A 13,058-nucleotide genomic window follows, 5' to 3' on the forward strand; every position below is an offset into this window, starting at 1 on the left:
TTTTATATTTTTTGCACCCGTATTCCGAACATTTTCGATTTACCATCAACGCGGACAAATTTATAAATTGTTTTTGGCATTAATTTGCTGTTTTATGCTGTACCAACACCTACAAAAAGCTGAATTACAATTGTTTATTTTTATCGAAAATGCATAATAATACAACCCATAGCATATTTATACAAAAACTTTTAAACAAACGAAAACGATTGAGAAAGACTGATTTCTCCTCCCCGATACCCTCGGGAAAGAAAAACTTTTTTACTTTCTCTATTCGTCAGGAAGAAAAATTTACTTTGTTTTTTTATAAATTCCTACAGTAGTTTTTCGGAAGCTACTTACAATCGCCGAGACAATAGCAATACCAGCCCCAAACAATAAGGACATTTTCATGCTATTCCCCGGAAAGAAGGCAAACATTAAGGCGGCAATAGCAGCTCCGATAGTTTGTCCCAGCAAACGGGCCATTCCCAACATTCCGCTGGCACCTCCGCTTCGGTTGGAAGGAGCAGAAGCAATAATAGTACTGTTATTCGGCGTAAGGAAAGTTCCAAAGCCGATACCTCCAACAACCATTCGCCAAATGATATCAAAATGAGTAGGATGAGCGGGTAAAAGTGCCAATAAGCAAAGAGCCAAACCAAATATTGCCAAACCAATGCCTCCAAGTAATCCCCCGTTTATGCGACTCATCAATCGTCCGGCTAAAGGAGCTGAAATCATAGTGGCTAAAGGCCAGGGTGTCAATAAAAGTCCGGTAGCCACTTCACTCAAATGCAATACCCGCTGGAAAAAGAAAGGAATAGAAACCAAAGCCAACATCTGTGCAATAAAAGCAACGACAGAGGTAACAACAGACAAAGAAAAGATACGGTTATGCATCAAATCGATAGGTAAGAGAGGAAAGGGATGATGTAATTGACGCCGTATAAAAAAATAACCAATAGTAAGCATAACAAAGATTCCCGGTATTAAAATATACCAGTGGATATCGTGAGCAAATCCATCGATAACAGAAATAAGAAGTCCGAATGTTAAGGCATTGAGAATAGCACTTGTAACATCAAAACGTTGTCCTTCCACTTTAACTGGATTAGCCGGAAGGAATTTTGCACTTAACCCAAAAGCAATCAATCCAATAGGTACATTTATAGCAAACAACCAAGGCCAATTCGCAACGGAAAGGATTCCGGCAGCTACTGTCGGACCGGCAGCAGCAGCCACCGCTATTATCAGCGCATTCGTTCCCATACCTCTGGGCAATAAACGAGTTGGATAGATAATACGTAACAAGGCCGTATTTACACTGGTAATCGCCGCGGCTCCGAAACCTTGCAATCCCCGGGCAATAACCAATGTCCAAAAAGAATCAGAAAGTGCACAAATCAAAGAAGTAGTGCTAAACAATAACAAACCGCCTACATAAACTTTTTTATATCCCCACAAATCTCCTAAAGAAGAAAATGCCAATAAAGAAATGGTGACCGCCAACTGAAAAGCATTGACCACCCAAATAGAACTGGCTGGATTTACGTGTAAATCTCCTGCAATCGTAGGCAAAGCCACATTGGCAATAGCCCCGTCGAGTACAGCAACAGAAATACCGACAGAAATAGCTGCCATTGCCCAATTCCGCTGAGGTTTCGGGATACCATCTTGCACAAAATCCTTCGTCATATATTCTAAAAATCAGAAAAATTCATTTGTAAAAACTTATCTTCTATTCCGGAACCGGAATGGTTTTTATCATTGTGGTCGTGTAATAGACGCTACAACTGGTTTGCTGTAACTGAGGATAAATATGCTCCAACAAATATTTATAATGAGGCAATTGCTGAAGAGCTTTATTTTTTTGCTGCGCAGTGCGGTCACTGTTCAAAATAGAAAGAACGGCTTTTTTATCAGGAATATCCGATTTCTCTACCAGTTTTAAAAAACCTTGCCAATCCTGAGGTTCTGTCCTTACTTCAATCCGTATGTTAAACGGCCCGGAAGTATTTTCCAGATATTGTAAAAAATTATTCGCTCTTTTCATCGACAACCTTTCATTATAGGCAAGAGAACCGTCGGGAGAAGACATTCCGGTGATTACAATCCGGTCCAAAGTCTGGGAAGGAGAATGTTTAATCTGAAGCAAAAGGTCACCCAGCTTATTCAATTGTTCCAGATTATCAGACAGGTCCGGATAAAGAAAAGAAACATTCACCGGATAGCGGAAATAAAAAATCATTTCCTGAGATACCGGAATTTCTTTTTCAACATATTTTACCCGCACCGGACCGGGCCCCAAAGGGATATACACAATTCCATTCGCTACAGTTTGGGTAAAAGTCTTAACAGTATGCCGGGTCTCTACTATTGCAGTACCCAATAATTTCGCCTGCGTCATCCAAAGTTGAAAGGGGACCACTTCATCGATTTCAATTTGCATATTTCTCTCAATCCATTGAAATTTACGGCCTTCTGATATATTAACAGAAGGCAAACTGTTTTCCCCTAATTTCCGATGCTTCTTGCGGAATTTACTTCCACTCACTACGAGTGGTTTCAAGGCATATTCATGCCCCGGAGCTATCATCCGGGGGACGTATACCAACCGATCCTTAGCAGAAAGAAAACCTGCCGGAATATTTAAAGTATATTTCACCCGTATCGTATAAGGATCTGTCTTTTGATTGACAAATAATTCCGGATGAACAGGAGAAATAGTCAAAGGAGATTTCCCACTTTTTTCCTTTATACTTCCACAAGCAAACAAAGAAAAAGTAAAAATCAAAAAAAGATAATATATCGTTTTCATCACTCTTGTTTTTGGTTTAAACGAAGAGAAGAAAAGAAAGTTAGAAAAGAAGAAAATGAATCTCTTTTTTCAGTTTTCTTTTTTCTTCTTTGATTTCTCATACTTTTTTATTTCTTTTGCTCTCTCAAAACAAAAGAGAAAAATGAAGCAAATATTAACTATATGGTGGTGGCGTCATTCATTTGTCAAAACAAGTGGAGAGGCGTAGCTATTCTATATGACAAGATAGTTAAAACCGCAGGTAATCCACCTGCGGTTTTTTTTATAATAAACACTAAAATTTGAGATGATGAACACAAAGACAAAAAGATTTATTTTACCGGAAAGTGAAATTCCAAAAGCATGGTATAATATCGTAGCGGACATGAAAAATAAACCGATGCCTATATTGCATCCGGCCACCAAACAACCGCTGAAAGCAGAAGATCTATATCCTATTTTTTCTGAAGAAGTTTCCCGCCAAGAAATGAATCAGACGGATACATGGATTGAAATTCCGAAGGCCGTCCGGGAAGAGTATAAAAAATACAGGTGTACCCCTTTGGTACGGGCTTACGGTCTGGAAAAAGCATTGGATACTCCGGCTCATATCTATTTTAAGAATGAAAGTGTAAGTCCGGTAGGTTCCCACAAACTAAATTCAGCTTTGGCACAAGCTTATTATTGTAAACAGCAGGGAATTACGAATATTACAACAGAAACCGGAGCAGGGCAATGGGGAGCAGCTCTTTCTTATGCCGCTAAAGCGTTCGGATTGGAACTAGCCGTATATATGGTAAAAATCAGCTATGAACAAAAACCTTACCGGCGCTCTATCATGCAAACATTCGGCGCCCAAGTTATAGCCTCTCCGAGTATGTCGACAAAGGCCGGACGTCAAATCCTGACAGAGCATCCTTATCACCAGGGAAGCTTAGGAACAGCTATTTCCGAAGCCATTGAATTGGCCCTGCAAACTCCGAATTGCAAATACACTTTAGGAAGCGTTTTGAACCATGTTTCACTTCATCAGACGGTAATCGGGCTGGAAGCCGAAAAGCAAATGGAAATGACAGGAGAATACCCGGATATTATTATCGGCTGCTTCGGAGGTGGATCCAATTTTTCTGGTATTTCTTTTCCTTTTCTGCGTCATACTTTACTGGAAGGCAGAAAAACACGTTTTATCGCTGCAGAACCTTCTTCCTGTCCGAAATTAACCCGGGGCATTTTCCAATACGATTTTGGAGATGAAGCTGGCTATACTCCCTTATTACCGATGTTTACGCTTGGACATGATTTCGCCCCTGCAAATATACACGCCGGAGGATTGCGTTATCATGGAGCAGGTACTATCGTAAGTCAGTTAAAAAAGGACGGATATATGGAAGCAGTAGATATCCCTCAATTGGAATCTTTTAAAGCTGGTACTCTATTTGCACAATCAGAAGGCATTATTCCGGCACCGGAATCCTGTCATGCTATAGCTTCTGCCATACGGGAAGCCATACAGGCAAAAAAAGAAGGGATACAAAAAACGATCTTATTCAATCTATCCGGACACGGCCTGATCGATATGACCGCCTACGATCAATACAACGCAGGCAATCTAATCAATTACGAGCTGCCCGATACGACGATTCGCGAAAGTATAGATAAACTGGAAAAACTGGTCTAAAACGAGATATGTATATTTAAAATCATTGAAAGAAGTACTAAAAAATAAATATATCTTTCTCGTCACCCGTTATTCCTAACGGGTGTACCAACATACAAGAAAGGTTATTTCAAAATTAAAAAACAGAAATACCCTTTCCTGTTATTTTTCCGATAGAATGCTTTAGATTTTCTTTCCTATATAGAATACATAACCATAAAATTCTTTATATCTATCGTATAGCCGAACTTCAAAGCGTTGGTTTTCTATAAACTCTTCGGCCGTTTTACAACCGGCATACTTTTTCAGAAAATTCCTTTGCACTTCTATTTGGGGAAGATAGAAATGTTCCGTCCAACAATTTTCCGGTAAGATAAAACTGGCGACAGGAATATATCCGGCTTCTTGCATTTGCCTTATTTTATTCGGAATAGTATCTATTTCAGGATAAGCATTTGTCCAGAAATCGTAAATTTCAACAGGGCGCTTATCGGTGAACCATGAAATTTCCGAAACAGCAATATATCCACCCGGTTTAATATATTCCCGCCATTCTTTCAACCCACGTTGAAAACCGATATTGTAAATAGCTCCTTCCGACCAAATCAAGTCGAACTCCTCTTTTCTAAACGGAAGATGCTCCATGGATCCGACAATTCCTTTTACCCGGTCTTGAAAATTGAATCGCTTTGCATTATAGTTGAAAATACGGATGAAATCCGGGAACAAATCCAAACCAGTAATCTGACCCGGAATATGGTCAGCTAATATCATCGTTTGGCCACCGGTACCGCAACCAATATCTGCAATCCGAGATTGCGCATTCAGATGTTCAATAAAACCAAGAGCCTTAACTGTTATTTCCGGACTACCGGGTCCCTGTCGTTCTACATTTGCATAATATTCGCAAATTAAAGGATAGTCGAATTCTTGAATTGATTTATTTTCGTTACTCATGAAATTTAAATTTTCATATGATAGTTAAGGAGTAGAGCTTACCTGATTCATCACGAAACATTGACATACAACAGGAAATACCCCGACAGAAATAGGCCCGAGTCAAAATTGGAAATAACCTTAGCAAAATACCTGAAGGTTATTTATTCTACGGAATTCTTCTTGAATTTAAACATTCAACCATTTTCCTTGGCTATCCTCCTGCACTCGAAACTTTTTTGAAATAAGAAAGCGTGCGATTTCTTACACCGCTTCTCTAACAGCATTGGAATCCTTAGAGTATTTTCCCCCTATTTTTATTTAAAGAGGTGTACTTCCTATCCCGGAACTTCCTTTCGATAGGAGCAGGCCACCCGCTATTACCGATAAACAGCTTTATAAAAGCTTTAATCTAATTTTAAAACTGCCAGAAAAGCTTTTTGGGGAACCTCTACATTTCCGATTTGTTTCATCCGCTTTTTCCCTTTTTTCTGTTTTTCAAGTAATTTTCTTTTCCGGGAAATATCTCCACCATAGCATTTGGCCGTTACATCTTTACGAACGGCTTTTATGGTCTCACGGGCAATTACTTTTGCGCCGATAGCGGCCTGCACAGCAATATCAAATTGCTGACGGGGAATAAGCTCTTTCAATTTTTCGCATATACGCCGGCCAAAAGCATAAGCATTGTCGAAATGAATCAGAGCAGACAAAGCATCTACAGACTCCCCGTTCAACAAAATATCCAGTTTAACCAGATTCGCCTTTCTGTATCCGATTTGGTAATAATCAAAAGAAGCATACCCTTTGGTGATACTCTTTAATTTATCGTAAAAATCAAATACGATTTCGCCCAAAGGCATTTCGTATGTAATTTCAATCCGCCCCCCAGTATGATACTGTTGATTGATCAGAATTCCCCTTTTTCCTAAACACAAAGTCATAATCGGTCCGATATAATCAGCCGGGGTGATAATCTGTGCCCGTATAAAAGGTTCCTCAATAAAATCAAGTGCATTGGCAGAAGGCATATCAGACGGATTATGCATTTCATACACTTCTCCCTTGGTAGTATGAGCGATATACATAACGTTCGGCACTGTCGTAATGACGTTCATATCAAATTCCCGGTCCAAACGTTCTTGTATAATCTCCATGTGTAGCATCCCCAGGAATCCGCAACGGAAACCAAAACCCAAAGCCGCAGAAGACTCCGGTTCAAATGTCAGGGAAGCATCGTTCAACTGCAATTTTTCGATAGAAGCTCTCAAATCTTCGTAATCTTCAGCATCAATAGGATAAATACCAGCAAATACCATCGGTTTTACCTCCTCAAATCCATCTATAGCGACATCACAAGGATTCTCGACATGAGTAATCGTATCTCCTACCTTTACTTCCGAAGAAGTTTTTATCCCGGAAATAATATAACCGACATCCCCCGTTTCCAACTCATTACGGGGCTCAGGTCTCAACCGAAGCACTCCAATTTCATCCGCTACGTATTCTTTGCCCGTATTGACGAATTTCACCAAATCCCCTGTCTTCAGCCGCCCATTTATGATCCGGCAATATGTAATAATTCCCCGGAAAGAATTGAACTCTGAATCAAAGATAAGGGCTTGTAACGGCTGGGTAGGAGATCCTTCGGGATGAGGAATACGGGTAATAATTGCCTGTAAAATTTCGGCGACCCCCAAACCAGTCTTTCCGCTGGCTTCTATGATTTCTTCTCTTTTACATCCAATGAGTTCCACAATCTGATCTTTCACCTCCTCGGGCATAGCATTCGGCATGTCCATTTTATTCAAGACCGGAATAATTTCCAAGTTATTCTCGAGGGCCAAATAGAGATTGGAAATCGTTTGGGCTTGAATGCCTTGAGTTGCATCTACGATAAGCAAAGCACCTTCACAAGCTGCTATCGAACGGGAAACTTCGTAAGAAAAATCCACATGCCCCGGCGTATCAATCAGATTTAAGGTATATTTTTGTCCTTCATAAGTATAGTCCATCTGAATCGCATGGCTTTTTATCGTAATCCCACGTTCCCGCTCCAGATCCATATCATCCAGAACCTGCGCCTGCAAATCCTTACCTGTCACCGTCCCGGTATATTCCAACAAACGATCGGCAAGCGTACTCTTTCCATGATCAATATGTGCTATAATACAGAAATTCCGGATCTTCTCCATATATTCAATTTTAGGCTGAAACTTAATACTTCTTTGTCATCTGAACTCTCAAAAGCCCAAACAAAAAATCAGGCCGTAAAGATAGTGATTTTTTATTTTACCGAAAGAGGTCCTTCTTTTGCTCATTTACGAAATTTTCTCTTTTACTGTTTTTACGATAGAACCACTTATCAAAAACAAACTCCGGACAAAAGAGAAACACCCAGTAATTTTAAAAAATCGGAGGAAGCAAAGCTTGTCGAAAGCTCTGTTTCCTCCGGACGACTATTCAAATTTTATTATTTCTTTTCTGCAAAATATTTATAAAACAGAGGAATAGTCGTAATCCCATTGAAAAATTGTTCTAAAGGAAAATTCTCGTTCGGGGAATGAATCGCATCGGATTCCAGTCCGAATCCCATCAAAATGGATTTTATCCCTAAAATTTCTTCAAAAGCAGCAATAATGGGAATACTTCCTCCTGAACGGAAAGGCACGGGATTTTTTCCATATACGTCGGCATAAGCTTTTTCAGCCGCTTTATAAGCCGGTAAATCAATGGGACATACATAAGCCGGTCCGCCATGTAAAGGAGTAACTTCCACTTTAACATAGCCAGGAGCAATGGATTCAAAATACTGTTTAAATAAAGTCGCAATTTTCTTATGGTCCTGATTAGGCACTAAACGGCAGCTGATCTTAGCGAACGCTTTTGAAGGCAATACGGTTTTTGAACCTTCTCCGGTATACCCCCCCCAAATACCGCATACATCAAAAGTCGGGCGGATACCGGTTCTTTCATTGGTAGTATATCCTTCTTCTCCAAACAACTCTTTTACGCAGATCGCTTTCTTATAAGCTTCTAAATCAAAAGGAGCTTCGGCCATTTTAGCCCGTTCAGCAGCACTTACTTCCAAAACATCATCGTAAAATCCGGGAATAGTAATATGCCCCTTATCGTCCACCATAGCAGCAATCATCTTTGCCAAAACATTAATGGGATTTGCTACTGCACCTCCAAAAAGTCCGGAATGCAGATCCCGGCAAGGTCCGGTTACTTCTACCTGCCAATAAGCCAATCCTCTTAATCCTGAAGTGATGGAAGGAACATCCGGAGCAATCATACCCGTATCCGATACCAAAATGATATCCGCTTTCAACAAATCTTTGTGCTCCTGACAGAATTTCGGCAAACTGGAAGAACCAATCTCTTCCTCTCCCTCAATCATAAACTTCACATTACAAGGCAAATTACCGGTTTGTACCATATATTCGAATGCCTTAGCATGCATAAAACATTGGCCCTTATCATCATCAGCACCTCTGGCCCATATTTTTCCATCCTTGATTACCGGCTCAAAAGGTTTTGTATTCCATAGTTCTACCGGGTCTACCGGCATAACATCCATATGGCCATAAACCAATACAGTGGGTAAAGCCGGATCAATTATTTTCTCTCCGTAAGTAACAGGATTCCCCTCTGTTTCAAAAACCTCTGCCTTATCTGCCCCAGCGTTCAGCAAAATCGTTTTCCATTTTTCTGCGCACTTATACATATCCGGCTTATGTTCTACTTCCGAAGATATGGAAGGGATACGGATCAATTCAAATAATTCTTCTATAAAACGTTCTTTATTCTTTTCGATGTATTCTTTTATTTTTTTCATATTTTATAATTTTTAATGATTGCGGTAAAGATAAAAAAGCTTTCCCATAAAACATAAAAGACGAATAAGAAATGTCTAAGGAATATCTTTCCTTTCACGTAGCCTTTAAGCCCTATCCTGGTCTCAATGCGCCCATCCTATACCAGAATATTATTATATTTTACTGATCGTCAATTTTTTATAGATTCATTCTTTTTTCTTTCCGGAATCGTCCATCATAAATCTCCAATCTTTTTCCGTTTTCCGATTTATTATATACTTTTGCGAAGGTGTAATTAAAGAATCAAATAATCTTATGTCAGATCTTTCCGAAGTCAAGATTTTTACCGGAGAAAACAGCAAATATATTGCTGAAAATATTGCTAAATCGCTTGGTTTAGAATTGGGTAAAAAAACTTTTTTGAATTTCAGTGACGGAGAATTTGCTACTGCTTATGATGAAACAGTAAGAGGGGATCATGTATTTATCGTACAGTCGACATTTCCGCCCAGTGATAATCTCATGGAATTGCTCATGATGATCGATGCGGCCAAACGGGCTTCTGCCTACAAAGTAGTAGCAGTTATTCCTTATTTCGGTTTTGCTCGTCAGGACCGCAAAGACAGGCCCCGTGTTGCCATAGGAGCAAAATTAGTCGCTAATATGTTGCATGCTGCAGGGGTGGACCGAATCATGACGATGGATTTGCACGCCGACCAGATTCAAGGCTTTTTCGACATTCCTGTCGATCATTTATACGGGTCTTCCGTACTGGCTCCTTATATCCGTTCATTGAATTTAGATAATTTGGCTATTGCTTCTCCGGATATCGGCGGATCTAAAAGGGCAAATTCTTGGGCTAAATTTTTTAATTCCGACTTAGTGATTTGTCATAAAACCCGGGAAAGACCGAATGAAGTAGCGGAAATGAAAGCAATCGGAAATGTAAAAAATAAAAATGTCGTCATTGTCGACGATATGATTGACACAGCCGGAACCATTTGTAAAGCTGCGGATATGCTAAAAAATATGGGAGCTAAAACCGTCCGTGCTGTAGCTACCCACGCTGTGCTTTCCGGACAAGCTTACCAGAGAATTGAAGAATCAGCTTTGGAAGAAGTTATTTTTACCGATTCTATTCCGCTGAAACAACAAACCCACAAAATTAAAACGATATCGGTTGCTGATATGTTTGCGGAGACCATTCGCAATGTGTACGAACATAAATCAATCAGTGATCATTTTATACTATAATTTCTCCATATTTTGAAAGGGACTATCTAAAATTATCTGAAATTACGATATCAAAAGGACGATTTTATGTTGATTTTTATTAAATGAAAACGTATCCGTTTGATACAAAGCAAGAAAAGATCATTTTTTAGATAATCCCTTCTTTATATTTCGTACCTTTGCAGGAAAATGAGAGAAGAAGAACTTTTAACTTAAAGTTGATATATGAGTGAAGAGGAGATCCGGCAACTTACAGATTTTCAAATAAACGAAATTACAGAACATCGCATTTATTCCCGCTTGGCTGCTTTACAGAAAAATAGCCATAACCGTCAGGTGCTTTCGGAACTTGCTAAAGAGGAACTTACTCATTTCTATACCTTAAAGAAATACACCGGAAAAACACCTGCTCCCCAGTTATGGAAAGTAAACCGCTATGTTTGGATAGCCCGCTTATTTGGCCTCACTTTTGGCATTAAGTTGATGGAAAAAGGGGAAGACATCGCCCAAAAAGTATACCGGCAATGGAAAAACGAAGACATACAAAAAATGGCTACGGAAGAAGAAGTCCACGAAGCCAAACTGATCTCACTGATTGACGAAGAAGGACTGAATTATATGAGTTCCGTCGTTTTAGGACTCAATGATGCTTTGGTAGAATTCACCGGTGCTTTAGCCGGTTATACTTTTGCTCTGCAACACCCCCATTTGGTGGCCTTGACGGGAGGTATTACAGGTATTGCAGCAGCCTTATCCATGGCCGCTTCGGAATATTTATCTACCCGGGCAGAAAAAGAAAATAAAAATGCATTTAAAGCTTCTATCTATACCGGAATAGCCTATATCATTACAGTTATAGTACTCATTGCTCCTTTCGTGTTCATGAAAAACGTCTATTGGGCATTGGGGGTTTGTCTGACCGGAGCACTCGTTATCATTGCTGTTTTTAATTATTATTATTCTATTGTAAGAAGTGAAAGCTTTAAAAAACGTTTTGGAGAAATGGCCTTGATCAGCCTAGGAATTGCTGCCATCAGCTTCGGAATAGGATATGCCCTCCGCTTGTTTACCGGAATAGAATTGTAAAAACGCTATTATTTTCCCACTCATTTTAGACAGAGATGGCATACTTTTTGTTGAAAATAAAACTTATTTTAATATTAATAATAGAATTTTAAATATATAAGAGCTCGCAAGGGTTTAAAAAGTTAAGATCAAATTTAGTGAAATAAAAATACGAATATATGCGCAATTATTATATTTATCTTTTATTGGCCTGTCTGCTTTCTATCACCTCCTGTACAAAAGTAGACAATCTCAGTGATGAAGCTTCCATTGTTTCTTTCCAGATTACCAATATTTCTGAAGGAATAGAAATAGACGAAAACAATATCACTATTACAAAAGACAATAAAGGCAGTAATGTCTCTATTCCCCTTTTATTCGGACGAAAGAATTTTCCCTTAAAACTTTCGGCAGACATCCGCTTTTCCTCTACTACTGACGACATGATCAGCGTAGATGAAAATCCCTTGAATTTGAAAGAGTTTATATTCAATGATGTATATACTTTTCATACTTTTTATATGATTTCAGAAAGCGGACAACCGCATTTAGCGACCATCCGTATTATCGACAATCCAAATGCGGAAATCCTCTCTTTTGTACCCAATTTACCCAAAGACAGTTATTCCGTAACGATACGCGACAACAATATCTTAATTACGTTGAAGCAGACATTTTCCTGGCCTTTGGTCATCACTCCTACCATTACGAAAACGGCGACAGCCAGCTATATGAATTATAAAGAAGGAGATTCGTTTACCTTTCAGTCGCCTGCAGATAACGAAAAACAAATTACTTTATTAGCAGATAATAATGATACAAAAATCTGGAACATTAAAATTGTACCTTCTATTGAAAATTGTGATTTCGAACGTTGGATCAAAGAAGGAACTAAAAATGTAAATATCGATCCGACACCAGGAAAAGGTTTAGGATGGGCAACTGCTAACAATCAGTTTGTAGCCGGGACGACCCCCGTAGAACACAACGGAGGGAAAGCAGCCCAAATGACAACAGGCATACAGGAATTGAGTGGGATCGGAATTGGAGATTTGATTACTGCCGGAACTATTTTTACAGGTTATTTTCAAATGAACTTATCGGCTTTAAATGATCCGGCTAAAATGACCTATTTTGGTATACCGTTTATTACACGTCCGACTTCTGTTTCAGTAGAAGCGAAATATACTCCGGGAAGTAAATTTCAACAATCCGTAAAAGAAGGGGACAGTAAGTATAAACTAAAAGATATTTCGGGAATAGACGAAGGTCGGATATGGATAAAACTCCTTTATTGGAAGGGTGAAGGCGACTTGGAATATCATGATAAACCTGTAGACGGTTTGATCGAACTGGGTATGGGAGAATTGATTTTGACCGGAGATGCTTCCTACCGAAACTGGAATAAGTATACAATTCCCATTCAATACAATTCTACCTACAAATATCTGGAACCTACACATATTTCTATTGTTATGACATCCAGTCGTCAGGGAGATTATTTTATCGGTGCCAAAGGAAGTACATTAACGGTAGATAATGTTACCATAAATTATTAATCACAAGC

Annotated in this window: 9 protein-coding genes; 4 read left to right on the forward strand and 5 right to left on the reverse strand. The window is 39.2% G+C overall.

Annotation, left to right across the window (positions count from 1 at the left end; translation table 11 throughout):
- Positions 1 to 291: 291 nt before the first annotated feature.
- Together HMPREF9449_RS11825 and HMPREF9449_RS11830 are read right to left on the reverse strand one after the other, a co-directional pair.
- Positions 292 to 1,677 (reverse strand): MFS transporter, encoded by a 1,386-nt coding sequence (locus tag HMPREF9449_RS11825; protein ID WP_009137498.1) that lies wholly within the window; start codon positions 1,675 to 1,677, stop codon positions 292 to 294.
- Positions 1,678 to 1,720: 43 nt separating this feature from the next.
- A complete protein-coding gene (locus HMPREF9449_RS11830) occupies positions 1,721 to 2,800 on the reverse strand; it encodes an OmpA family protein (protein ID WP_009137499.1) in 1,080 nt (359 codons plus the stop codon).
- Between the two features lie 289 nt (positions 2,801 to 3,089).
- Between HMPREF9449_RS11830 and HMPREF9449_RS11835 the strand changes: the two genes are divergently transcribed.
- The gene (locus HMPREF9449_RS11835) at positions 3,090 to 4,457 is read left to right on the forward strand and encodes a TrpB-like pyridoxal phosphate-dependent enzyme (RefSeq protein ID WP_009137500.1); all 1,368 of its coding nucleotides are present in this window, start codon (positions 3,090 to 3,092) and stop codon (positions 4,455 to 4,457) included.
- 162 nt (positions 4,458 to 4,619) lie between these two features.
- On the opposite strand, the gene HMPREF9449_RS11840 is transcribed toward HMPREF9449_RS11835, so the two are convergent.
- The 3 genes from HMPREF9449_RS11840 to HMPREF9449_RS11855 all read right to left on the reverse strand — a co-directional run bounded on the left by HMPREF9449_RS11840 (position 4,620) and on the right by HMPREF9449_RS11855 (position 9,213).
- Positions 4,620 to 5,393, reverse strand: a complete 774-nt coding sequence (locus HMPREF9449_RS11840) for a class I SAM-dependent methyltransferase (RefSeq protein ID WP_009137501.1) — start codon at positions 5,391 to 5,393, stop codon at positions 4,620 to 4,622.
- A gap of 386 nt (positions 5,394 to 5,779) precedes the next feature.
- Entirely contained in the window at positions 5,780 to 7,567 is a 1,788-nt protein-coding gene (gene lepA / locus HMPREF9449_RS11845; protein ID WP_009137502.1) for a translation elongation factor 4, read from the reverse strand.
- Between the two features lie 278 nt (positions 7,568 to 7,845).
- Entirely contained in the window at positions 7,846 to 9,213 is a 1,368-nt protein-coding gene (locus HMPREF9449_RS11855; protein WP_009137503.1) for a dipeptidase, read from the reverse strand.
- A gap of 295 nt (positions 9,214 to 9,508) precedes the next feature.
- Between HMPREF9449_RS11855 and HMPREF9449_RS11860 the strand changes: the two genes are divergently transcribed.
- The 3 genes from HMPREF9449_RS11860 (at position 9,509) to HMPREF9449_RS11870 (ending at position 13,050) form a co-directional block, all read left to right on the forward strand.
- Positions 9,509 to 10,447 (forward strand): ribose-phosphate pyrophosphokinase, encoded by a 939-nt coding sequence (locus tag HMPREF9449_RS11860; RefSeq protein ID WP_009137504.1) that lies wholly within the window; start codon positions 9,509 to 9,511, stop codon positions 10,445 to 10,447.
- A 204-nt stretch (positions 10,448 to 10,651) separates the two neighbouring features.
- Positions 10,652 to 11,512: a VIT1/CCC1 transporter family protein gene (locus HMPREF9449_RS11865; RefSeq protein WP_009137505.1), complete on the forward strand. Its 861-nt coding sequence runs from the start codon at positions 10,652 to 10,654 to the stop codon at positions 11,510 to 11,512.
- A 158-nt stretch (positions 11,513 to 11,670) separates the two neighbouring features.
- Positions 11,671 to 13,050 carry a PCMD domain-containing protein gene (locus HMPREF9449_RS11870; RefSeq protein ID WP_009137506.1) on the forward strand — a complete coding sequence of 460 codons (1,380 nt, stop codon included), beginning with the start codon at positions 11,671 to 11,673 and terminating at the stop codon, positions 13,048 to 13,050.
- Positions 13,051 to 13,058: the final 8 nt, after the last annotated feature.

It is taken from the genome of Odoribacter laneus YIT 12061, from assembly GCF_000243215.1.
Taxonomy (GTDB): Bacteria; Bacteroidota; Bacteroidia; order Bacteroidales; family Marinifilaceae; genus Culturomica; species Culturomica lanea.